Genomic DNA, 22,848 nt, shown 5'->3' with positions numbered 1-22,848 from the left:
GGAGGGACAAGATGAACACGACCACAAGAATCGAAGACGAGGTCCTCACCGATACCGCCGAAGGCATGAGCTATCTCAACCGCCTGCCGCGGCGGATCGTCGTTCTCTATCTGCCGATGGCGGTCTTCGTCTTCGTGCTGCTGTTCCCGTTCTATTGGATGGCGATCACCGCGGTGAAGCCGAACTCGCAGCTTACCGACTACAACAATTACAGCCCCTTCTGGGTGGTCGCGCCGACGCTCGATCATATAAAGTATCTGCTCTTTGAGACTTCCTATCCTGGATGGTTGTGGAACACGATGCTGGTTGCCGTTGGCTCCACCATTCTTTCGCTCGCAGCCTCGATTTTCGCGGCTTACGCGATCGAACGGGTACGCTTCACCGGGGCGCGGCCGGTGGGGCTGATGATCTTTCTCGCCTATCTGGTGCCGCCGTCGATCCTCTTCATCCCGCTTGCCTTCATCGTCTTCAAATTCGGGATCTACGATTCGAAGCTGGCGCTGATCTTCACCTATCCGACTTTCCTCATCCCCTTCTGCACCTGGCTGCTGATGGGCTATTTCCGCTCGATCCCGTTCGAACTCGAGGAGAGCGCACTGGTCGACGGGGCGACGCGCTGGCAGATCCTCGTCAAGATCATCCTGCCGCTCGCAGTCCCGGGGCTGATCTCGGCCGGCATCTTCGCCTTCACGTTGTCCTGGAACGAATTCATCTATGCGCTGACCTTCATCCAGTCGTCGGAGAACAAGACTGTGCCGGTCGGCGTGCTGACAGAACTGGTGCGCGGCGACGTCTTCGAATGGGGCGCGCTGATGGCGGGTGCGCTGTTCGGCTCGCTGCCGGTCGTCATTCTCTACTCGTTCTTCGTCGACTATTACGTCTCGTCGATGACGGGCGCGGTGAAGGAGTGATCGTCACCGCCGGGCCACTACGAAGACCAGGGTGGCGACGATCACGGCAAACGGCGCCAAGGCGCCCGGATACTCCATCGCCCAAAGGGTGAGGCCGCTGTAAGCACACCATATGATCGGGATGGGCAGCAGCAGCCACAGTGTCCTCTGGCCGATCATCAGCATGGCGCCAAGCGTCGTGGCAACCGTCGGATCCGGCATCATGCCGAAGGTTTCGGCTGCGGCGGGCGAACGGCCTGCCAGCAAGGCGATGAATGGATAGGCGAGCAGACCGAAGACAGCGAGACCGATGCCGCCATAACGGCGCAGGCCGCCCACAGATGCGGGCTCGCGTGCCAGGAGGGCGGTGAGAACCAGCAGTCCCGCCTCGATAAAAAAGGCGGCCGCAGCGTAAGACATCGCCCAGTTTATGCTGGCATAGCGCATCCACAAGAATTGCCAGGCGCAGAAGGCCCATGCGAGCGCGAATATCGAGGGAACCGCAATCCGGACGCGGGAAGGGTGCAGGGCCGCGGGAACGAGCACGGCAAGCGCGCCTGCGATAAAAACAAGCTGCAGCGGCCAGAGCGTCTGGTTGTAGCGCTCGATCAGCCGGAAATAGACGCGCGGCGAGAACATCAGGAAATCCGCAAGCGTATAGGTCGCCCAATCGGACATCAGCCTCGGACCGCTCTACGTTGTGGCGCGAGCCCACTCACAGCGCTTCCACATAGTCGACCATGCGCTGGCGCATTGTCTCGTCCGGCAGGATGCCTCTTGCGGCGTCGAGGTTCTCCCGCACGTGGTCGACGCGGGTGGTGGCGGGGATCGCGCAGGTGACGGCCGGGTGCGAGATGATGAATTTCAAGAGGAACTGCGCCCAGTTGCGGGCGCCCGTCTCGGCCACCCATTCCGGCAGGGGCGCATCCTCGAACTGGCGGATGAGGTCGCCCTGCCGGAACGGGCGGTTGACGATGACCGCGATGCCCTTCTCCCGCGCCAGCGGCAGGATGCGGTCCTCCGGCTCTCGATCGAGGACATTGTAGGTGATCTGAACGAAGTCGATCGGCTGGCTCGCCATGACGCGCTCGATCTCGCGATGCCTTCGCCCTTCAGAGGTGGTGATGCCGACATAGCGCAATTGTCCTGCCGCCTTCATGTCGAAGAGAGCCGGCAGGTGCTCCTCCCAGGAAACGAGATTGTGGACCTGCATGAGATCGAACTTGCCGACGCCCCAATAGCCGCGTGACGCTTCGATCTGTGCGGCTCCGCCCGCCGAGTCGGAGATCCAGACCTTCTCCGCCGAAAACAGCCGCTCGGGGTAACCAAGCTTGCGCAAGCCGTGGCCGATCGTCGGCTGGGATGATCCGTACATCGGAGAGGAGTCGATCATGCGGCCGCCGCCCTCGAAGAAGGCAGCGATCACGGCGGCGCATTCGTCCTTCAGCACGGGATCGTCTCCGACATTGAAGGTGATCCAGGTGCCGAGGCCCACCACGGGCATAGGCTCTCCGCTTTTCGGTATGGGTCTGGTAATGATGTCGGCAGCCTGGCCCCTCGTCAGCCGCGGCATGAGCGGCAGCGAAACGGCAAAACCAAGCCCCTGAACGACTGCGCGCCGCGTGATGATCATCGCTCGCTCCCTTCCGTTCGAAGCCTTCAAGCTTATCGCTCGGTCGGGCGAAATAATAACCCCTGCGGCGCCGCTCTGCACCCAGGAAGTCGGGAGGGATCGCAGGCTCGCCGTCAGCCCTCGCCGCGGAACGCACGCTCGAGCGGCGCGATATCGAGCTTGACCATGCCGAGCATGACCTCCGTTGCACGTCTCGCCGCTTCGCGATCGCTGCTCGCCATCATCTCGCCCAGCACCCGCGGTGCGATCTGCCAGGAGAGACCCCAGCGGTCCTTCAGCCAGCCGCATTGTTCCGCCTCGCCGCCGTTGCCGATGAATGCGTCCCAGATGCGATCGATCTCTGCCTGGCTGTCGCATTCGACCAGGATAGAGAAGGCGTGGTTGAAGGGATCTAACGGGCCGGCGTCGAGCGCAATGAAATTCTGGTCGCCAAGCGTGAACTCAATCACCTTGACGCTGCCTGGCGGCCCGCTGGGTGTTTCGGCCGGCACGGTCGTCGTGCCGGATAAAGCGGAATTGGGGATGACCGAGACGTAGAAATCGACGGCTTGGCCTGCGTCCTTCGCGAACCAGAGATGCGAGACAATCTTTGGCATGGAACAATCTCCTCCGGGTGACGGGAAACTGGTCTTAACGGCCTTAGGACGTTCCGGCCTCGCGCGCGCCGACAGCTCCGGAGAAAAATCTTGTGCTCGAATAGGTCGCCGGCGGTCAGATAACCGATTGCCGACCGGCTGGCGCGGCATGTCCCGACATGAGGCAGGCGTTTAACAAGCGTATCGCGCCTTGGGTCCGTTGGCCCAAAGCCGCGGCACGCCTTTTCGTGTGATATGCATTAGCTTCTTTGCTGAGCTTGTGGGGCTGATGCGGGCTCCAGCTCGATCGCGCCGTCCAGACGCTGATCACTCGGCCGGACGGCTTCGATCTCGAGGTGGCGTTCAGCCTGACGCATGTGCTGCCATTCCTTTTCGAGGCGCAGGAACACATCCGTCGGCATGAATTTGTGCTGCATCTGACCCTCCTCGCGATTGCGTCAAGGAACACGCGAAGAGGAACTTTGGTTCCCACGCGATCTTTCAAGCCGTGAAGAAAATTCGTCGTCCAGTCCGGCTCCATGGCGGGTGCCGCGTGGAACGGCGGAACCCAATAGGTGAACCCGCGCGGCTGCTGATCAATTAAGCGGCGGGGTCCACCTATCGCCCCTCGAAACTGGTGAGGCCGCCGCCTCTTCGAGAGTGTTCGTACGGCGGCCTCAAGGCTTATGCCTCGGACCGGATTCCACTCCTGGAGCGGCCTCGCGTCAAGGTTTAGAGCTTACTCAATTCGAGTTATTGGATATGTCCAAAGGGTGCGGAACTCCCATTCGACGAGCTTCGACACGGGGCGCCGGTTGCTGCGACGGCCGCGCCAAAAGCGCCCTGACTGCTCACGACTTCACATGCATTGGTGGTCCTAAAGGCGCTGCACGCTTCTGGGCGACATGCATTAGATCATGAACGTGAGCGATTCTAATGAGTTGGCGCGGGATGCGGGCGGAAAACCGCACACTTTACCTCATCCCGCGCTAAATTGCCTGCAGCGTCAGCGATGCCGCGCCCACGATCAGGCCGAGGGCGACGGCGATGGCGATGCCGTATCTCATCATCTTCATTCGGCGTGTTCGCTCGCCGGTCCAGTCGTAGCTCATCATGTGCTCCGAAGAGATTGCACCTCAGACGCGAAGATTGGACGCTTTTCCTTAACAAAGAGGAAACCACGTTTCTGGCTGCGCGCCGGGAGGCGGCGAAGAGACCAACGGAGTTCGGCAAGCGGGCCTGACCGGCTATCTTCTTGTTAAGCTTGGCCGATCCGAGTGCCTAATCCATTTTAACTAAAATTGTCGTAAAATTGCATTTAAGTAAAGCAGTGGCGTCCTCTGTATCTTCGAAGCTTTCAAGCCTGACATTATTGTCGCCTTATTTTGGAAATTTACCATCATTGCAGAATTCTTCCGCAATTAACTCCTGCGGCCGCCATCCAGTCTATATTTAGGAAGTCATTGCGGGCGTGAGAGCGATTTGGCATGTGTGGCTTCAGCGGCTATTTTGGTTCAATACGAGACGGAAAAGCCCTTCTCGAAAGGATGGCGGCCGCAATCGCGCATCGTGGGCCCGACGAGCACGGCATCTTCGCCGCGCCGGACGCAGGCCTCGGCCATGTGCGCTTGTCCATCGTCGGGCTCGGCGACGGCCAGCAGCCGATGTCCGATGCGAGCGGCGAGCTCACGGTCGCCTTCAACGGCGAGATCTTCAATTATGTGGAGCTTCGCGACGAACTTCGCGCCAGAGGCCGCCGATTCCGCACGTCGAGCGACACGGAAGTCATCCTTCATCTCTATGATGAGATGGGCGAAGACTGCGTGTCGGTGCTCAACGGCGACTTTGCCTTTGCGATTTGGGACGCCCGCCGCCGCCGGATGATGCTGGCGCGCGACCGCATGGGCGTGCGGCCGCTTTTCCATACGATACACGGCGGCACGCTCTATTTCGCCTCGGAGGTCAAGGCGCTGCTTGCGGTTCCGGGCGTCTCGGCCGAGATCGACCCGATCGCGCTCGACCAGATCTTCACGCTGTGGGCGCCTATCGCGCCACGCACCCCCTTCCGCAATATCCTTGAGCTTGAACCGGGGCACCTGATGATCGCCGATCAGCGGGGCGTCACGACACGGTCTTACTGGCAGCTTCAGTTCCCGGATCACCATCAAGCCTCGGCGTATAGCGATGAGAGCGGCGCGGCGGAGGAACTGCGTGCCCTCTTGACCGATGCCACCCGAATCCGCATGCGCGCCGATGTCCCCGTCGGGGCCTATCTCTCGGGCGGCCTCGATTCCTCGATCGTCTCGGCTCTCGCGGCTGGCATGGCGCCACAGGGCCTTCGGACCTTTTCGGTCACCTTCGACAGCGCCGAACATGACGAAAGCGCTTTCCAGTTGGAAATGGCGGCAGCACTCGGGACTGAGCATAGCGCAGTCGCCTGCCGTGCCGGCGACATCGCCAAGGTTTTTCCCGAGGTGATCCGCTTCACGGAGCGTCCGATCATCCGCGCCGCACCTGCTCCGCTTTACCAATTGTCGCGCCTCGTGCGCGAGGCGGGTCTGAAGGTGGTGTTGACGGGCGAAGGAGCGGACGAAGTTTTTGCAGGCTACGACATCTTCAAGGAGGCGCGCGTGCGCCGTTTCTGCGGCCGGCAACCCGGTTCGCGCATCAGGCCGCATCTCTTCCGCAAACTCTATCCTTATCTGCCGGGCCTGAAACAGCAGTCGCCGGAGTATCTCGCGGCCTTCTTCGGAGCGGGCGACGAGTCGCTCGACGACCCGCTCTTCTCGCACCGCCCTCGGCTCAAGGGTACGGCTGCGACGAAGCTGTTCTTTTCCGGCGACCTGCGCGCCGAGTTGAAGGACTATGAAGCGGCCGACGAACTCATCGGCCGCCTACCTCAGGAATTCGGCCGCTGGCATCCGTTGCATCAGGCGCAGTATCTCGAAAGCCGCTTCCTGCTGCCCGGCTACATTCTCTCCAGCCAAGGCGACCGCATGGCCATGGCGCACGGCGTCGAGGGTCGCTTCCCCTTCCTCGATCATCGCCTTGTCGAGTTCGCCGCCAAGCTGCCGCCGGAGATGAAGCTGAAGGGCCTGGTGGAGAAGCACATTCTGCGCGACGCGACAAAGGATCTCTTGCCGCCCACGATCGGCAGGCGGGTGAAGCAGCCCTATCGCGCCCCCGACAGCCATTCCTTCAGCGGTCCGGGCGAACTCGATTACGTCCGCGACGCCATGAGCGAGAATGCGATCGCCTCACGCGGCCTCTTCAACGAGAAGGCGGTGGCGAAGCTGTACGAGAAATGCCGGTCGCGCCCGGCCTCCGGCTTCCGAGATAACGCGGCCTTCGTCGGCATTCTCTCGACGCAACTGTGGCTCCAGACATTCACCGGCACCAGCCTCGGCAAGGCGGAAGCCGCCTGAAACCGTTCAAGAAAGGAATAACAGAGATGACGGAAACGATTAAGGACAAGGTCAAGGCATTCATCGTCGAGAATTTTCTCTTCGGCGACGCCTCCTACGAACTCGCCGATACGGCTTCGCTGATCGAGAACGACATCATCGACTCGACCGGGGTTCTGGAACTCGTCGCCTTTATCGAGGACCAGTTCGGGATCGCGATGGCCGACACCGACATCGTCCCTCAGAACCTGGATTCGCTGTCGGCCATCGTGACTTTCGTCGAAGCGAAGGCCGCCGTGCCGGTCACGGCCTAGGGAGCGGAAGGGCGGGGCAACGACAATGCGGTTCGAGCAATTCCTCATCAGGAACGCCGCGGCAAATGCCGGGAAAACGGCGTTGGTCACCGATCGCAGGCGGCTCAGCTACGCCGAGCTCGACGAGCTTTCAAGCCGGCTTGCCACCGCCCTTCGAGCAAACGGCGTGACGCGGAGCGACCGCGTGCTCGTCTTCATGGACAATTGCTGGGAGGCGGCGGTCGCGATCTTCGCAACCCTCAAGGCGGGCGCGACCTTCAGCCCGATCAATGCTTCCACCAAGGCCGACAAGCTCGCCTACATCATCGCCGACTGCGAGGCGGCGGCGATCCTGACGCAGGCCAAATTGATGCCGGTCGTCGCGGAAGCGCGCGCGCTTTCGCCCGATAAAGCGCCTTTCGTCGCGTCGACCGCGGCACCGGGCGGCCGCACGCCGGAAGGAGCGGCGTCCTTCGAGAGCTGCCTGGCGGCAGACACGGCGCCTGTCCCGCATGGCGGCATCGACGTCGATCTCGCCATGCTGATCTATACTTCCGGTTCGACCGGCCGCCCCAAGGGCGTGATGATGACCCATCGCAATATCGATGCGGCATCGGAGTCGATCACCACCTATCTGCGCAACACGCCGGACGACATCATCCTGAACGTCCTGCCGCTCGCCTTCGATTACGGCCTCTATCAGCTCCTGATGGCGACCCGGCTCGGAGCCACGCTCGTGCTTGAAAAGTCCTTCGCCTTTCCGCAGGCGATCTTCGAGCGGATTCGTGCCGAGGGCGTGACCGGTTTCCCGCTGGTGCCGACGATGGCAGCGATGATCCTGCAGATGCGCGATCTCGAGCCCGGTTTCCTGCCGAGCCTTCGCTATATCTCCAACACCGCCGCGGCCCTGCCGCCGGCGCATATTGCCCGTCTTAGGGAGCTCTTTCCCGCCGCCCGGCTCTATTCCATGTACGGGCTCACGGAGTGCAAGCGCTGTACCTACCTGCCGCCGGAAGAACTCGACCGCCGCCCTGGCTCGGTCGGCATCGCCATTCCGAACACGGAGGCCTTCGTGGTCGATGACGCGGGGAAGCGCGTGGCGCCCGGCGTCGCCGGCGAACTCGTCATCCGCGGCCCGCATGTGATGCAGGGTTACTGGCGCAACGACGACGCCAGCGAACGCATGCTGCGCCCGGGCCCGAACCCGTGGGAAAAGGTACTTTACACCGGCGACCTCTTCCGCGCCGACGAGGAGGGCTTCCTCTATTTCGTCGGCCGCAAGGACGACATCATCAAGACGCGCGGCGAGAAGGTGGCGCCCAAGGAGGTCGAGACCGTGCTGCACGCCCATCCGGGCATCGCCGAAGCGGTCGTCATCGGCATTCCCGATCCGGTGCTTGGGGCTGCCATCGGCGCTCTTGTCGTGCTCTCGGATCCGACACTCACGGAAAAGGACATCATCCGCCATTGCGCCCGTCATCTTGAGGATTTCATGGTCCCGAAGATCGTGGAATTCCGCACGGAGCTTCCGAAGACGGATACAGGCAAAGTCAGTCGCCGACTTGCGGCCGAAACATTGGAGCCCGCAGAATGAATATCCGCCCGAGTGAGGACACATTCGGTTTCTCCGCCGATGCCCTGAAGATCGACGAGGCTGCGGAGACCGAGCGCATCGTCGAGGGCCTTCGCGCGCAGTTGCGCGGCATGCGCAAACGCGGCCTCGTACTCGGCCTTTCGGGGGGGATCGACTCCAGCGTTTCGGTGGCGCTTGCCGTTCGCGCCGTCGGCGCCAGGAACGTGTTCTGCCTGTTCATGCCGGAAAACGATTCCGATCCGGAAAGCCTTCGTCTCGGTCGGCTGGTGGCCGAGACCTTCGGCGTCGAGGCGATCGTGGAGGATATCGGCCCGACGCTCGCCGCGATGGGCTGCTACGCGCGGCGCGACGCCTTCATCCGCGAGCTCGTTCCGGATTACGGCCCGGGCTGGGCATCGAAGATCGTCATCGCCAATGCGCTCGAAGGCGAGGGCTACAATATCTCGTCTCTGGTGGTGCAGGACCCCGAGGGCGGGCAGACGAAGCTGCGCATGCCGCCCTCGGTTTATCTCGGCATAGTCGCCGCGACGAACATGAAGCAGCGCACCCGCAAGCAGATCGAATATTACCACGCCGACCGCCTGAACTTCGCCGTCCTCGGCACGCCGAACAGGCTGGAATACGACCAGGGCTTCTTCGTCAAGAACGGCGACGGCGCGGCCGACGTCAAGCCGATCGCCCATCTCTACAAGTCGCAGGTCTACGCGCTTGCCGCCTATCTCGGCGTGCCCGAAGACATCCGGCGCCGGCCGCCGACCACCGACACCTATTCGCTCGCACAGACGCAGGAAGAATTCTATTTCTCTCTGCCCTATGACCGGATGGATCTCTGCCTCTACGGTCTCAACAACGGTCTGAACGCCGAGGAAGTGAGCCGTGCCGCGAATCTCACCGCCGCTCAGGTGGAGCGCGTCTGGGCCGACATCGCAGCCAAGCGCAAGGCGACACGCTATCTCCATCTCGGGCCGCAGCTCGTGCAGCCGGTCGGGGAAATCGCCACTGACGAGTGGTGAGCCGGAGAGCCTCATCTGTCGGCGAGGCTCCCCGGCATTTCCATGGACGCTGCGGCTCGATGATCCGCACGATTCTGATCGCACGCCCCGCCTGCGAGACGGGGCGTGCGATCTGACGAGTCCCTATTGGGCGGGTGCCGGCGTGGTGGGTGCCGGTGCCGGCGTAGTGGGTGCTGGTGCCGGCGTGGTGGGTGCTGGTGCCGGCGTGGTGGGTGCGGGCTCTGTTGTGGTCGGCGCAGGCTCTGTTGTAGCCGGCGGGGTCTCGCCTGCCGGAGGCGTTTCCGCTGTCCGTGGCATGAAGAATACGACCGCGAGAATGATGACCGCGAGGACAATGATGCCAATGATCACGTTTCGGTTCATGGTAGTTCCTCCGCTGCTGACGACCATCTCGGATTGACAGGGCTATCGTATTCGCCGAATCAATCAGAGATGAGGACCTAGCGTAGCACGCCTCTCGCTAAGCAATAATAAACGATGAAATAGCGTCCTTGTGGCGCAGCGGAATGACGTGCCGGTCGTGGTCGCCGGTTTTTCACAGGCGAAAAATACCCTCCGGATTCGAAGCTTCTGATTCCTGCATGCGAGGTGAGATAGTTGGCGCATCTCGCGACCAGGGAAGGAACACCATGCTTGCCGACGACATCTCCACGAATATGCGCAGACAACTGGGACGATCGGGCCTGTCCGCCGCACCCGTTGGTCTCGGCTGCTGGGCGATTGGAGGCTATTTCACCCTCGGTGGAAAGCCGGATGGTTGGGGAGAGATTGACGACGAGCAGTCGATCCGCGCCATCAAGCTTGGACTTGAGATGGGTGCGTCACTGATCGACACGGCTGACGCCTATGGAACCGGTCACAGTGAGGAGGTTATCGGCCGGGCGCTGAAGGGCCGAAGAGGCGACGCAATCATCGCGACCAAGTTTGGCTATACCTACGATCGCGCCGCCCGCGCCCTACTCGGCACCGATGTCAGCCCGGCTTACATCGAGCGAGCCTGCGCCGCATCGCTACAGCGTTTGAGCACCGGCTATATCGACCTCTACCAGATACACGTCGGCGAGCTCACGGATGATCAGGCGGATGCCGCCGGTGAAACGCTCGAGAAGTTGGCGGAGGCAGGCGCCATCCGTTTCTGGGGCTGGAGCACGGACAACGCCGCCGCGGCGAAGCGTATGGTGAAATTCCCGCATTTTGTCGCGGTTCAGCAGGAACTGAACGTCTTCATTGATGGGCCGGACATGCTGACGATGTGTGAGGGCAACGATCTCGCCAGCCTCAATCGGTCTCCCCTGGCGATGGGATTCCTGACCGGCAAGTTCGGTCCTGACACGCGCTTGCCTGAAGACGACGTACGCGCGGCGGGTCACAGTTGGGTGCGGTTCTTCGAGGATGGGCGGCCGCGTGCCGATTATCTCCGGCGCCTGTCTGAGGTGCGCGAACTTCTGCAGACCGGTGGCAGGACTTTGGCTCAAGGGGCACTCGGATGGCTTCTTGCCCGTTCTCCCAACACCTTTCCCATACCGGGCTTCAAGACGGAGGCGCAGGTGCGCGAAAATCTGGGCTCGATCGAGAAAGGACCGTTGCCGGCGGCGACGATGACGGAAATCGAGAAGCTTCTCGGTCGCGATGTCGATCAGAGGTGATGGTTCTGTCTGTAGCGGCGTAACCGGAAATAGGGGCGTTGCGGACCGGCGGTCAGCCGCCGTTCCCGTCAGAATACTCCGTCATATCGAGCAGCTGAGGGTGCCGCCCCGCGGCCGCCGATCGAAGCGCAGGACCGCCATCTTGTGTCGGGGCGGCGTGAGCGTCGTTTGCAGGGGTGTTGCTTTCCTGCAACGACTCCCGTGCGATGGCTACAATTCGAAATTGTGTACTTGCCGATCGGCGGGTCTCGTGTAAGATAACGTTATCCGCAATTCAAATCAGAGGAGGCGTGAAGATGAATCCCATTCTCGTGTTTGTGCGCCTCTGTGGCGGAACGGCTACCATGGCTTCGATGCGCCGCGCATCTCGCCTCAGCCGAATTTGATTTCGGGGCTTTGAGCCCGGATTTCCGCCACTTGGCACTTCCCCTTTGACCTGACGTGACCGGCTGACGAAGCGATTTGTTCCTATCTCGCGTCCGCATCCGCACGTCTTTTCGACCCTTGAGAGGACCTGGCTGCGTGAGTGCGCCGGGACGGAAAATCATGCGCGAAGCACAATCCTTAGTTGTTGATACCCTTGCGGCGACGATCGATGAACTGTACCGGAAATTCGGCGTCTGGAAGACCACGCGTGCGTTGCTGCGCGCCGCATGGATGCGTCGTCAAACGAAGAACCAGATCTCGCACCTGTCGAATCGCATGCGCCGCGACATCGGCCTTCCGGAGGATGCGCTCGGCGTACCCGGCCTTTACCTCTGGGACATCAAGGCCTTCACTCAGGCCTCGGCGGATCGTCCGCCCGACTGACCGCGAGGTCGCAGCCGTGATTAGAGACATGAGAGGGAGGGGCGCCACTGGCGCCCCTCCCTTGGTTTAAGCAGGTATCTCACCAGCTTCCCGCTGCGCGACCCGCGGCGGCATGAATGCGCACTCGCCTTCGTCAGCCTTGTACAAGCTTCGGCCAGCAGCATTGCGGCTGAAAGAAGGATCGTCGGGGCTCGCAAGTCTATCTGGTCGCGCTCGTGAGGGAATCTTCTTGAGGCATGGGAAGGAGAAGTCGCTCTGCCGTGCGAAACGGCTGAAGCTTAACAAAGAAGGAGGCCTGGTTAACCATTTGTTAACCATGACTCGCGTAGATCTTGGCAATCAAAAATTAACGAAGATGACCAAAGTGCTAACTGACGCTCGTTCGATCCGTATCAAGGGCCGCTCGTTCCTGGCGCTCGTGCTTTCTCCGGAGCTGCCGCTCGATTGGTGGCTGGGCCGCCTCGACGATCTTGCCGCGCGTTCCGCGGGATTCTTTCTGGGACGGCCAGTCGTGCTCGACGTTGCGGATCTCGAGATCGACCGGCCGCAACTGAAGGGCCTGCTCGACGAGCTCGGCAAGCGCAATGTCAGGGTGATGGGCATTGAGGGTGGACGTCCGTCGCTCTTCGAGCCGGGCATGCCGCCGGCCATGAAAGGCGGCCGGCCGGCGCCGGACTTCGAGGTCCCGGAGGGCGAACCGGCCGCCGAATCGCCGAAGACCGGCAAGGGCAAACCGGCAGCGCCGGTCGCCCCCCAGGAAGTGCAGCCGGCGCGGACAACGGCTTCGATCATCGTCAAGGAACCCGTGCGTTCCGGACAATCGATCATCTTCCCGGAAGGCGACGTTACCGTGGTCGGATCCGTCGCGTCCGGCGCGGAAATCATCGCCGGAGGTTCGGTGCATATCTACGGAACGCTGCGGGGGCGGGCGCTGGCGGGATCAGTCGGAAATGCCTCGGCGCGCATCTTCTGTCGCAGACTGGAAGCGGAGCTGCTCGCCATCGACGGCGTCTACAAGACGGCCGAGGACATGGCGCCCAACCTTCGAGGGCAGGCGGTACAGCTTTGGCTCGAAGGCGATTCGATCATGGCTGAGAGACTTAACTGAGCCGGTGCCGGCCAGGAAATAGGAGCGGGAAGATGGCGAAAGTTGTTGTTGTTACATCGGGTAAGGGCGGCGTCGGAAAGACGACTTCAACCGCCGCACTAGGCGCGGCGCTGGCGCAGCGCAACGAGAAGACGGTCGTCGTGGACTTCGACGTCGGCCTGCGCAATCTCGATCTCGTCATGGGTGCCGAGCGCAGGGTGGTCTACGACCTCGTCAATGTCATTCAAGGCGACGCGAAGCTACCGCAGGCGTTGATCCGCGACAAGCGGCTGGAGACGCTCTTCCTGCTGCCGGCATCGCAGACCCGCGACAAGGACAGCCTGACACCCGAAGGTGTCGAGCGGGTGATGGCCGAGTTGAAGAAGCACTTCGATTGGATCATCTGCGACAGCCCGGCCGGGATCGAGCGCGGCGCGACACTCGCGATGCGCCACGCCGACGTCGCCGTCATCGTGACGAACCCGGAGGTCTCTTCGGTTCGCGACTCCGACCGGATCATCGGCATGCTCGATTCCAAGACGGAGCGGGCCGAGCGCGGAGACCGGGTGGAAAAGCACCTGTTGCTCACGCGCTATGATGCCGCTCGCGCCGAGAGGGGCGACATGCTGAAGGTCGACGATGTCCTTGAGATCCTGTCGATCCCGCTGATCGGTATCGTCCCCGAAAGCGCCGACGTCCTCAAGGCCTCCAACCTCGGCGCACCCGTCACGCTCGCCGACAGCCGCAGCGCCCCGGCGGTCGCCTATCTCGACGCGGCGCGCCGCCTTGCCGGCGAAACGCTGCCGATCACCATTCCCGGCGAAAAGCGCGGGCTCTTTGGCAAGATATTCGGACGGAGGGCAGCATGAGCATTTTCCGTTTCTTCAGCAAACAGAGTTCCGCGCCGACGGCGCGAGAGCGCCTTCAAGTCCTGCTCGCGCATGAGCGGGCCTCGGTCGGCCAGTCGGACCTCGTCGCGATCCTCAGGGAGGAAATCCTCGCCGTCATCGCCAAGCATGTTCAGGTCGATCGCGAGAAGGTGAGCGTGAAGATGGACCGCGGCGAGCACGTGACGACGCTGGAGGTCGACATCGAGATCCCGATGCAGGCGGGTGTCCGGGCGGCCTAAATGGGGCCGCTTCAGCGTTGGCCCGTAATGACGGCGGACGGGGCGAGACAGATTGCCCCGCCCACGCCGCGCGCTGCTGGGGTGTTCCTGATCATAGCCGACCGAGAGAGAAAACATGCCGGCACAGAGGGCCGGGTCGGATACAATCCCTCTGATGCCCGAGAGCTGATCGTCAGAAACTGACTGCCCTTGAACCACCACGTCTCACGACAATCTCCCCCATGATGGCCCGTCTTTCGCCGACGCCGATACGGTCGGCGCAGGCCGCGGCGTCCGCCAGTGCCCTACAGCGCCGTGCGTCTTTTCAGACGCACAAGGGACGCTGTAGCACTTTGAACTGCTGCATGTTTTTGTCCTTAAATCGGCTACGATTTAAGGAAACATGCAGTAGGACTTTGGTCCGAGGCGGATGGGACGATGGTCCGATCGCGGTTGGGGAAACGTCTGAAGCCCCTCGAATGCAAGCGGTAGGGAGTTGACGGGCGGACCGAACCGTGAACAAAGATTTCGAGGTCTGGTCGACGGAGGCCCCATACGACGCGCCGGTCTTTCACTACGGCGGTACTCTCGTCCTTCCGATGATGATCAGCCATGCGCGCCAACGCCTCTTCGGACGGCTCAGAATGCGCCGCGAAAGCTTCAGGAGGCCGTGATGGTCACGCGTCGAAATTTTGTTGCGGCACTATGTTCCTTGTCAATCAGCCTCCCTGTCTCGGCTTTTCCGTATAAGCTCGGCCTCTCGGGCGAGGCACTCGGACTCATCCCCCAGTCCGCGCTCGCCAAGAATGGCGGTAACGGCAACAGCGGCGGAAATAGTGGCGGTGGCGGGAATAGCGGTGGTAGAGGCAATAGCGGCGGAAATAGTGGCGGAAATAGTGGCGGAAATAGTGGCGGGAAGGGCGGCGGCTCAGGCAAGGGATCCAGCAGCCGTTCGAGCAGTTCGACCGGGTCGAGCGCAAAGGAGACGAAGGTTGAGCAGGGCGGCTCCGTGTTGCGCGTTCGCCACGTCGACGGGATCAGCGAAGAGATCGACGAAGGCCGCTACATCATGAAGGACTCGCGTGGGCGCACGATCGTGAACCGGCAGGCGACCACGGCGGACAGGAGACGTCTTCAGTCCTTCATCGACTGAGGGGGCGCCAGTTCCAGCGCGTCGCGCAGCACCATGGCCGCTTCGGTCCGGTTGGCGACATTGAGCTTCGCCATGATCTGCGTCATGTGATGCTTGACGGTTTTCTCATGAAGGTCGAGCTTTCGGGCGATCTGTTTGTTGCTCATTCCCGAGGCGACGAGGTGCAAAACCTCCTGTTCGCGCGCGGTCAACGCCGAGAGCAGATCGGATTTGGCTGGTCCGGGGTCGAAGAGACGCCCCGTCAGCAGCTTGGCCGAAAGGGTCGGAGCGACGTAGCTTTCCCCGGAAGCGACGGTGCGGATGACCTCTGCCAGCGCTCGCGCGCCGATCCCCTTAAGAATATACCCTTTCGCGCCGTCCCTGAGTGCTGCCGCCACGTCTTCATTCGCCTCGGAAACGGTAAGGATCACGATCTTCTGCGACGCGGCGACGTGCAGGATCAATGGAATGGCATTCAGACCGCCGCCCGGCATGGAGATGTCGAGCAGCATCACGTCCGGCCGCAGCTCCTCAGCGATCCGGATCGCATCGTCGCGCGAACTTCCTTCCGCGACGATCTCGAACCCGTCGATCTCCGACAGGCTTCTGGTCACCCCCTCCCTGAAAAGGGGGTGGTCGTCGATCACAGCGACTCGAATTCCCGTGGTCATGTCTGGCCGATCTCCTCAATGCCGAGCGACATCCGAACGATCGTGCCCGGGGCGTCGCCGTTGATCTCGAATGTCCCGCCGAGGCTCTCGACCCGCCCTTTGAGCCCTGCAAGGCCGAGGCTCGTGGGCTGCACGTCGTCGGGATCGAAGCCCGGCCCGCCATCTGCAACTTCGATGCTGACCTTGTCGCCGTCCATGCTTTGCCTCACGCGTTGGCCGACGCCGCCGCCGTGGCGATATGCATTGTTAAGTGCTTCTTGCACGAAGCGGTATATGCATATCTTTGCGGAAGGAGAAAGGTGGCGGGGGGGATCTGTCATCGACAAATCCACAGCCGATCCGGTGCGTTGTTCATGCGCGCGGACGCAGCGCTCCAGTATTTCCCGCAGGCTCGCAGACTCTATCTGCGGCAACACCAGGCCGTTGCATATCGTCCTGATCTCATGCATTGCCTCGTCGAGGCTGGCCTTGATCGCGGCGACCGCGCGCTCGCGCGCTTCCTGCGGCGTCGAGGGACTGATGAGCGCATTGCTGTCCATCCTCAGTGAGGCAAAGGCCACCAGTTGGGCGGGACCGTCATGCAGGTCGGCGCCGATGCGCCGCAATATGGTCTCGTTGAGTGCGGTCGCGCGCTGCGATGCCTGCTGCAGGCGCCCGCGCAGGGTCTCGTTTTGCGCAAGCAGTGCCGAAAGTTCGTTGATGCGCTCGCTGAGTGCATGGCGCTGCTTCTCGATGGTTCGGCTGCCGCGCATGACGATCGCGGAAAGCGCTATAAAGAAGGCGAGCGTGAAGCCCGCGACCGCCAGCCAAGTGTGAAGCCGCGCCCGGTTCAGACTATTGTGGAACTCGTTGGCGATTTCGTGGAATTCCGAAACCGCGACCACCTCTCCGGACCAAGGCTGCAAGACGGGATTGTAGATCTTGAGCAGAGGATCGCCTGCCTGTCGCTTCGTCGCGCCATCGGCCTCGCCGAACGGTATGAACTGCGCGACCATCTGGCCGGCAAACGCCGTCGTCAGTTCGGGCCCAAGCGCGAACTGCCGTCCAACCATGTTCTTTTCGCTTGAATAGAGAACGGTGCCGTCGGCACGCCAGAGACGAAATGACGAAAGTCGGTTTCCGAGCGCGCCTTGCCCGAGCGTTTCGTCGAGCGCCCGCGCAACCGTGTCGTCGAGCACCTGGGTCTTTTGCATGTCAGGCAGGAGCGGCGCTATCACGCTGTCGACGTAAAGCGCCGTGGTTGCCGCGGAATTTCGCGTGACCGCATCTTCTATCAGGCTGGTCACGAAAGCGCCGACAACCGCCATTGCCGTCGCCGCCACCAGTCCGCCGATGAGCAGGAACTGTTTCGCCAGCGGCTGCGCATTCCAGCGTTTGATAAGGTCTTCGGCGCGCACGAGAAATCTCAGGATGGCCCGCTTACTCGTCGGCGGCACTTGTATCTACTTTCAAACGGCAAATTAGCATCTCCGCTGGTCCGGTCAACGGCAGCGCCCGACGCATTTTTCAGGATCCGACACGATGCCTCCTGTAGCTCGTTGGTCTCTACGAGGCTATACGAATGGGGCCCTCACAGTAGCCGTTCGCGCTGCAATTGGCACCCTTAGCGGAGAGCCTGCAACTATATGGCCGGGAGATCGTTAATCCATGCTGCAGATACCGCTACGGAGCTGATACGGCCGGTTGCACTCCCAGGCGTTGCCAGAAGAATCGAAATGAGCGTTCTCGGGAAGCTTGATTTGTGAACATGTGGTTCCCTTCGCCTCAAAGCCACGATCACACTTCCATTTCTGACCGTAGGACGTATCTACAAAGGTTGCGTTTTTCGGGACCACTACGGCAACACAGGCTTGGCCCTTCTTTTCAAAACCACGATCGCATATCCATTCGTTCCCGCCGGTCGTCAGATAAGCATGGTCGGGAACGATTAACGCAACGCATTCGCGTTCGACGATCTGGTAACCTCGTTCGCATTCCCATCCCCTATCATACGTCGAATCCGTCAGAAACGCGTTGTCCGGCACCTTGATAAGGTCGCATCCCGTGTCGGTTTGACGGTATCCGCGCATGCACTGCCAGCGATCGCCAAAGAATGGATCAAGGTATGCATTGGCAGGCACCTGAACGCTGAGGCATTGGTTGCCCTTATCAACGAATCCGTAGTGGCAATCCCAGCCCTTGCCAAAGGACTCGTTCGTCAGGAACGCGTTGTCGGGAGGCGTCACCGCAAGGCAGGAATCGCCCTGCCTTCGGAATCCACGATTGCACTCCCAGCCGATCCGTAGCGGTTTGCTTCGGCATTGGCAGGCACGGGGGGTGTCGTTTGGCTAAATGCGCTCTGGCTGAACAACAGTGTCGCACATAGAAGCATGGTCATCGCCGGAGGCGATCCCGGGCAGTATGGTTGGCGCATTTCGTTTCCGAGTGGCGGCCGTTATCTCGACGTGGAGCCACGTGTTCTGGAGATAATCGTCCGATGGGGACGCGAAGGATCGCTGCTTTCTGGGCACGTTGCAGGCACCGGTTACCTATGCGAGGCGCTGCGATTGCAGCTCGAGTGGAAGACCTTGGATCGCGTAGCGCGCCAGCGATGACGGGCACGGGCGTCTGTTGTCACCGAACTTGCCCAGTTGATACTCGAGCTTTGCCGCTAGGCCCGATCGGGACTCCTCGCCCGCAAGGAACAGCTTGATCACGAGTAATGCGGCGGGGTTGAAAAATCGCGGATCTTCGGCAAGTCCGCTAGAGTCGTATCCGGCTGCGTCCAAGACAGACTGGATCATTTTTATATTGGCGGGCGATATGTCGAGTAAGGCGGAAGACATAGCGTCCTCCTTTCGCTGGGGGCTAGGGCGACTAGCCCTCAAGCAGTAGCGCCCGGGAATTTGCTACTGAAGGTTGGATACTGCGCTTTTGTTACAAGTATAGCAACCGCCCGTAGGTTTCATTTACATCCAGCTAGACAATAGAAGCCATTGCCGTTTGCAACCAGCCGGCAGCGCGTTTTGGATCGCCCTTGCCACACCTTCGGTAGTGGCCATCACGTCGCTCAGATCGGGATACCGGATACGGCAAGTCGGGCTTCCGCGCTGGACGGTGTCTCTGGCGCCGGCTGTGCCAAATCTCCAGTTTGTGGGGTCTGCAATCAGCGGGAGTGAACAAGGGTCATTGCGCATGACCTTTAAAGGGCGCATGCTCTCGACTTCAGCGCCATTTCCAGGGCGCCGCTGATTCGGGGCCTTGTGTTGCCCTGGCCCCAACGAAAGGAGGACTGCATGTCTTCCGAGCTTCACCTTCATACCATGGCTCGTAATCTCGTCAGCGTCAGCGGATTTGGATACGGCGAAAACATACGGCTTCAACAAATCAGCAAAGGCGAGCCAGCGGCCGCACCGCGCATCAAGCGCTTCAATTTGGCAGCACCGGATGCCAGGCTTTCCCGCCTGCGTGGCGGAACATTTCGCCCCTGCTGAGTGGCGCAAGCGTACGGCCATGCCGTAGCGTTGAGCGCTACAACGACAATCGACCGAAAAATCCAGGAGAATCAGAGATGGCCAAAGGCCAAGCCAAAAGCAATCGCGAAGCTCGAAAGCCAAAGAAAGACAAGGCGGTGGCACCGGTCGGCCCCGTGCAGGGCACTCGGGCCAAGTTTACGAACAGCGGTCTCGGCCTCGGCAAGAAGTGATCTGGCACAAACGGGAGCAGAGGCGACTGGCGTTCCGTCTGACTGCCTTGAACGGTGCGGTACGCGTCACCATATGAAGACCACGTTTTCAGCCTTCGGCTATCTGATCTCACCGGCACGTCCGCCTGCTTGGCGATCCCGATTTGTAAACGCTCCGAACTCCGCCTCCGGCAGGAGAGAATTGCGCTGAGCGCTGTCGCGTTGCGCATCCACGTTTTAGGACACCCTTTATGATGAATATAGCCCGCCACACGGCGGAAAGCCTGTTCCGGCCCGCAGCGCCCGAAGGCTCAAATGCTGCCAAGCTGCAGAAGATACGCGCGAGACAGATTCTCCGAATGCGAGAGCGCGGACCGGTTGAACGGCAGCAGCGTCTCGAGAAACGCAGGACGCTTTCGCGCGACACACTCTTTGCCCCCAAGGAGCGCAGCCATGACGACGTTTGATTACAGCGCCGGGGCAGGGCTATATCCATGCAAGACCGTGAGACGAACGAGCCGGCTTCGATATAAGCGGTTTGACTCGGTCGCCGAGGCTCTTCGCTTTGCGATCGAGGACATGCCGGCGTCGATGCTTCGTGACTCCGTCCTGGAGGTCGAAGAAGCCCGCTACAATGGCCAGCAGATGCAGAAGCTTTACGAAGCCGACGCATATCCTCTGCCGCGGCGGGGACGCTAGCTGAGCGGTTTTCGGACCCAGATCCGCGTGTCCTCAGTGGTGGTGGGGCGACTTCATTAGCCAATAACTACCAGGGGTAGCAATGAAGAAAATTCCGAAACGAAAAGTTGACGATACCGTCAAAGTGCTGTACTGAGAAAACATCGATACTTTGTTTGCCGATATTTGTTTTGCTGCGCCTGGCGCTCCTTGACGAACTTCCCTCTTTCAAAAGTCGAAAAAACCCGCTGTGCGTCGCTCAGCGGTGATCAATGTTGCTAAAGAAAGGGTTCGTCATGACCACTGGCACAGTTAAATGGTTCAATTCCACCAAAGGTTTCGGCTTCATCCAGCCTGACGACGGCAGTGCCGATGTGTTCGTTCACATTTCCGCCGTGGAGCGCGCAGGGATGAATTCGATCGTCGAGGGCCAGAAGGTCGGCTTCGAGCTCGAACGAGACAACAAGTCGGGCAAAATGTCCGCCGGTCAGCTCCGGGCTGTCTAAAGCTTTTAGCCGCTAATGACCACGGATGTACTGGCATGGCGGGCAAGAAGTTCGAAAAGGTCAGGCAGATGTCTGGCCTTTTTCTGTTCTAAGGCTCTTTTTGCCGGCACGACATCCGCGCCTCCTGTGCGAGAGTGCGGACCGCTAGAAAGCTCGTAACCACGAGAACCAAAGGAATTTCTATTGAGACATCCCACCGACAATGGTTTTGCAGCGCGCCGTACTGCTGCGGCCGAGGCCAAGCGTCAGCTTTTGGCAAAATTCGCCTCTGCTCCCAAGGCAGCTGATCCGGAAATGCAGGAGCGGCTTGCCGCCCGCCAAGCGGTGGCGGTTGCACGCGAGGCCCGTCGGGCCGAACGCGAAGCACTGAGGACCGCTGAAAACGAACGCCTGCTTGCTGAAGCCGCAGCAGCAGTGGCGGCAGCCGAAGCCGAGGAGAGGGCAGAAGCCGAAGCCCGGCAGGCTGAAATCGCCGATCGCGCTTCACGCGCCTTGGCCGACGAGGCTGCGCGCAAGGCCGAGCGCGATCGCCGTTATGCGGCGCGCAAGGCTCGCCGAGCCTGACACCCTTCAACCATTGCGCCTGAGTTTCCGGCGCAGCCGCAGGCCTGGCAAATATTTTGCGAGGCGAGGAAATACGGACCAGTTTTGATGAATGTACATGTCTGTCCGCCGGCTTCGCTTGCCGAGGATAATGCCGGAGCATGGCTGAAGACCCTTGCGAAATACCGTCAGCCTCGTATGGGGCGCAGCGCCTTGGAACTTCTTGTCACCATCATCCCCTTCGCCGGTTTCTGGGCGGTCGCCTATTTCTCCCTCGCCAACGGGTTTTGGTACGGACTGATGGCAATCCTTCCGGCCGCAGCCTTCCTCCTGCGTCTTTTCATGATCCAGCATGATTGCGGCCACGGCTCTTTCTTCGCTCGCCGCCGCCTCGACGATTGGACAGGCCGCGCCATCGGCGTGCTCACCCTGACACCGTACGATTACTGGCGCCGGGCGCACGCCGCTCATCACGCCTCGGCCGGCAATCTGGACGAGCGGGGTGTCGGCGATATTACCACGCTCACGGTCTCGGAATACCGCTCTCTTTCTCCCATGAAGCGCTTCGGCTACCGCCTTTACCGGCACCCGCTGGTGATGTTCGGCATCGGCCCGGCGTGGCTCTTTCTCTTGAAACAGCGCCTACCGTTCGGGATGATGAACGGCGGTGCACTGCCCTGGGTCTCCACCATGGCCACGAACGTTGCGATCATGACGTGCGCCGGCGTGGTGGCTTGGGCGATCGGACTCGTGCCTTTTCTCTTGATCCACCTGCCGATCGTGCTCTTGTCCGGCGCCGCCGGCATCTGGCTCTTCTATGTGCAGCACCAGTTTGAAGAAACGCACTGGTCGGCCGGCGACGATTGGCACTTTCCCCGGGCAGCCCTCCATGGTGCATCCCACTATGACCTGCCGCTCGTGCTGCGATGGCTGACCGGCAATATCGGCATTCATCACGTGCATCACCTGTCGAGCAGGATTCCCTATTACAGATTGCCGGAAGTTCTGCGCGACCACCCACAGCTCGCTTCTATCGGCCGCATCACTCTCTGGGAAAGCCTGCAATGCGTCAGGCTCGTCCTTTGGGATGACAGACGTCAGAAACTCGTCTCATTTCGTGATGCCGGCGATGCGGCCGTTCACCCGTACTCGCCTACCGCCGCAGGGCACAGGATCGACTGAACACCTCACTCGTACATCAGCTTATCGGCAATGCTCTTGCGTCGACGCATCTGATCGAACGCGCGTTTGCCGATGCGCGGCCACCGAGCCGAGGCGGCTCTGTGCTGATCAGCGCATCGAACGCGGCCTCCTCGTGCTGGTGCTGCGACGGCCCGCTCCAGCTCGGCCGTGATCTGCTGACGCTCGCCGTCGTTGAGAGAGAGAAACTACATCTCCGTATTTTCACCGACTTAACAGCCGAACGCCGCATATTTTCAACTCGCTCTGCTGAGCCCTTCGTCGCAACGCGGTTTCGGACCTTCGATGGCGGCTCGGTCAGACCTAAGTCCGATCGGCCGGCGCATTGGTCCGACGGCGGTGGAAACCGCCTCGGCCTCACGCTATCGCTGCACTACGTAGGCCAGAGCAGCAAATTCAGG

28 protein-coding genes are annotated in these 22,848 nt (G+C 61.2%); 19 read left to right on the top strand and 9 right to left on the bottom strand.

All coding sequences use genetic code 11. The features are described from left to right. The first annotated feature begins 11 nt into the window (after positions 1-11). A complete protein-coding gene (locus M728_RS23110; protein ID WP_026620992.1) occupies positions 12-911 on the top strand; it encodes a carbohydrate ABC transporter permease in 900 nt (299 codons plus the stop codon). A 3-nt stretch (positions 912-914) separates the two neighbouring features. Here the strand turns inward: M728_RS23110 and M728_RS23105 are convergent, their stop codons facing one another. From M728_RS23105 to M728_RS23085, 5 genes are all read right to left on the bottom strand, one after another. Further along, on the bottom strand, positions 915-1,568 hold the full coding sequence (locus M728_RS23105; RefSeq protein WP_026620991.1) for a DUF6064 family protein: 654 nt from the start codon (positions 1,566-1,568) through the stop codon (positions 915-917). 37 nt (positions 1,569-1,605) lie between these two features. Next, the gene (locus M728_RS23100; protein WP_026620990.1) at positions 1,606-2,523 is read right to left on the bottom strand and encodes an aldo/keto reductase; all 918 of its coding nucleotides are present in this window, start codon (positions 2,521-2,523) and stop codon (positions 1,606-1,608) included. A 113-nt stretch (positions 2,524-2,636) separates the two neighbouring features. Further along, complete coding sequence (locus M728_RS23095; protein WP_026620989.1) at positions 2,637-3,119, bottom strand: VOC family protein; 483 nt, start codon at positions 3,117-3,119, stop codon at positions 2,637-2,639. A gap of 239 nt (positions 3,120-3,358) precedes the next feature. Beyond that, a complete protein-coding gene (locus M728_RS23090; RefSeq protein ID WP_167549680.1) occupies positions 3,359-3,535 on the bottom strand; it encodes a hypothetical protein in 177 nt (58 codons plus the stop codon). 552 nt (positions 3,536-4,087) lie between these two features. Continuing rightward, positions 4,088-4,213 (bottom strand): hypothetical protein, encoded by a 126-nt coding sequence (locus tag M728_RS23085; RefSeq protein ID WP_370906507.1) that lies wholly within the window; start codon positions 4,211-4,213, stop codon positions 4,088-4,090. Between the two features lie 372 nt (positions 4,214-4,585). Between M728_RS23085 and asnB the strand changes: the two genes are divergently transcribed. From asnB to M728_RS23030, 11 genes are all read left to right on the top strand, one after another. Next, positions 4,586-6,523, top strand: coding sequence for an asparagine synthase (glutamine-hydrolyzing) (asnB, locus tag M728_RS23080; RefSeq protein WP_026620988.1), 1,938 nt, complete (start codon positions 4,586-4,588; stop codon positions 6,521-6,523). Positions 6,524-6,549: 26 nt separating this feature from the next. Beyond that, positions 6,550-6,816, top strand: a complete 267-nt coding sequence (locus M728_RS23075) for an acyl carrier protein (protein ID WP_026620987.1) — start codon at positions 6,550-6,552, stop codon at positions 6,814-6,816. A 25-nt stretch (positions 6,817-6,841) separates the two neighbouring features. After that, a complete protein-coding gene (locus M728_RS23070) occupies positions 6,842-8,389 on the top strand; it encodes a class I adenylate-forming enzyme family protein (RefSeq protein ID WP_026620986.1) in 1,548 nt (515 codons plus the stop codon). Further along, positions 8,386-9,402, top strand: coding sequence for an NAD(+) synthase (nadE, locus tag M728_RS23065; RefSeq protein ID WP_026620985.1), 1,017 nt, complete (start codon positions 8,386-8,388; stop codon positions 9,400-9,402). The genes M728_RS23070 and nadE overlap by 4 nt, the downstream gene beginning before the upstream one ends. Before the next feature lie 629 nt (positions 9,403-10,031). Continuing rightward, entirely contained in the window at positions 10,032-11,048 is a 1,017-nt protein-coding gene (locus M728_RS23060; protein ID WP_026620984.1) for an aldo/keto reductase, read from the top strand. A gap of 546 nt (positions 11,049-11,594) precedes the next feature. Continuing rightward, positions 11,595-11,858, top strand: a complete 264-nt coding sequence (locus M728_RS23055; RefSeq protein ID WP_026620983.1) for a DUF1127 domain-containing protein — start codon at positions 11,595-11,597, stop codon at positions 11,856-11,858. A 355-nt stretch (positions 11,859-12,213) separates the two neighbouring features. Beyond that, on the top strand, positions 12,214-12,966 hold the full coding sequence (minC, locus tag M728_RS23050) for a septum site-determining protein MinC (RefSeq protein ID WP_026620982.1): 753 nt from the start codon (positions 12,214-12,216) through the stop codon (positions 12,964-12,966). A gap of 32 nt (positions 12,967-12,998) precedes the next feature. Further along, positions 12,999-13,814 carry a septum site-determining protein MinD gene (minD, locus tag M728_RS23045; protein ID WP_026620981.1) on the top strand — a complete coding sequence of 272 codons (816 nt, stop codon included), beginning with the start codon at positions 12,999-13,001 and terminating at the stop codon, positions 13,812-13,814. After that, complete coding sequence (gene minE / locus M728_RS23040; protein WP_026620980.1) at positions 13,811-14,074, top strand: cell division topological specificity factor MinE; 264 nt, start codon at positions 13,811-13,813, stop codon at positions 14,072-14,074. The genes minD and minE overlap by 4 nt, the downstream gene beginning before the upstream one ends. Positions 14,075-14,568: 494 nt before the next feature. Next, positions 14,569-14,727, top strand: coding sequence for a hypothetical protein (locus M728_RS23035; RefSeq protein ID WP_156943439.1), 159 nt, complete (start codon positions 14,569-14,571; stop codon positions 14,725-14,727). Beyond that, positions 14,727-15,206: a hypothetical protein gene (locus tag M728_RS23030; RefSeq protein ID WP_034883685.1), complete on the top strand. Its 480-nt coding sequence runs from the start codon at positions 14,727-14,729 to the stop codon at positions 15,204-15,206. The genes M728_RS23035 and M728_RS23030 overlap by 1 nt, the downstream gene beginning before the upstream one ends. Here M728_RS23030 and M728_RS23025 read toward each other — a convergent pair. The 4 genes from M728_RS23025 to M728_RS23010 all read right to left on the bottom strand — a co-directional run bounded on the left by M728_RS23025 (position 15,188) and on the right by M728_RS23010 (position 18,681). Then, positions 15,188-15,856, bottom strand: coding sequence for a response regulator transcription factor (locus tag M728_RS23025; RefSeq protein WP_026620979.1), 669 nt, complete (start codon positions 15,854-15,856; stop codon positions 15,188-15,190). The genes M728_RS23030 and M728_RS23025 overlap by 19 nt on opposite strands. Beyond that, a complete protein-coding gene (locus tag M728_RS23020) occupies positions 15,853-17,265 on the bottom strand; it encodes a sensor histidine kinase (protein WP_026620978.1) in 1,413 nt (470 codons plus the stop codon). Before M728_RS23020 ends, M728_RS23025 begins: the two co-directional genes overlap by 4 nt. A gap of 231 nt (positions 17,266-17,496) precedes the next feature. Beyond that, a complete protein-coding gene (locus M728_RS23015; protein WP_051440898.1) occupies positions 17,497-18,081 on the bottom strand; it encodes a hypothetical protein in 585 nt (194 codons plus the stop codon). A gap of 303 nt (positions 18,082-18,384) precedes the next feature. Continuing rightward, positions 18,385-18,681 (bottom strand): hypothetical protein, encoded by a 297-nt coding sequence (locus M728_RS23010; protein WP_026620977.1) that lies wholly within the window; start codon positions 18,679-18,681, stop codon positions 18,385-18,387. A 450-nt stretch (positions 18,682-19,131) separates the two neighbouring features. On the opposite strand from M728_RS23010, the gene M728_RS23005 reads away from it, so the two are divergent. From M728_RS23005 to M728_RS22975, 7 genes are all read left to right on the top strand, one after another. Then, the gene (locus M728_RS23005) at positions 19,132-19,329 is read left to right on the top strand and encodes a hypothetical protein (protein ID WP_026620976.1); all 198 of its coding nucleotides are present in this window, start codon (positions 19,132-19,134) and stop codon (positions 19,327-19,329) included. A gap of 77 nt (positions 19,330-19,406) precedes the next feature. Beyond that, positions 19,407-19,541 carry a hypothetical protein gene (locus tag M728_RS23000; RefSeq protein ID WP_256375586.1) on the top strand — a complete coding sequence of 45 codons (135 nt, stop codon included), beginning with the start codon at positions 19,407-19,409 and terminating at the stop codon, positions 19,539-19,541. Between the two features lie 230 nt (positions 19,542-19,771). Then, positions 19,772-19,987, top strand: coding sequence for a hypothetical protein (locus M728_RS22995; protein WP_084044506.1), 216 nt, complete (start codon positions 19,772-19,774; stop codon positions 19,985-19,987). Next, positions 19,974-20,219, top strand: a complete 246-nt coding sequence (locus M728_RS22990; protein WP_026620975.1) for a hypothetical protein — start codon at positions 19,974-19,976, stop codon at positions 20,217-20,219. The genes M728_RS22995 and M728_RS22990 overlap by 14 nt, the downstream gene beginning before the upstream one ends. Before the next feature lie 275 nt (positions 20,220-20,494). Beyond that, positions 20,495-20,704: a cold-shock protein gene (locus tag M728_RS22985; protein ID WP_026620974.1), complete on the top strand. Its 210-nt coding sequence runs from the start codon at positions 20,495-20,497 to the stop codon at positions 20,702-20,704. Between the two features lie 183 nt (positions 20,705-20,887). Then, on the top strand, positions 20,888-21,268 hold the full coding sequence (locus M728_RS22980) for a DUF6481 family protein (RefSeq protein ID WP_026620973.1): 381 nt from the start codon (positions 20,888-20,890) through the stop codon (positions 21,266-21,268). Between the two features lie 87 nt (positions 21,269-21,355). Then, entirely contained in the window at positions 21,356-22,429 is a 1,074-nt protein-coding gene (locus tag M728_RS22975; RefSeq protein ID WP_051440897.1) for a fatty acid desaturase, read from the top strand. Positions 22,430-22,848: the final 419 nt, after the last annotated feature.

The sequence above is a fragment of the Ensifer sp. WSM1721 genome (genome assembly GCF_000513895.2).
GTDB lineage: Bacteria > Pseudomonadota > Alphaproteobacteria > Rhizobiales > Rhizobiaceae > Sinorhizobium.
This window is presented reverse-complemented; position numbering and strand designations above follow the sequence as displayed.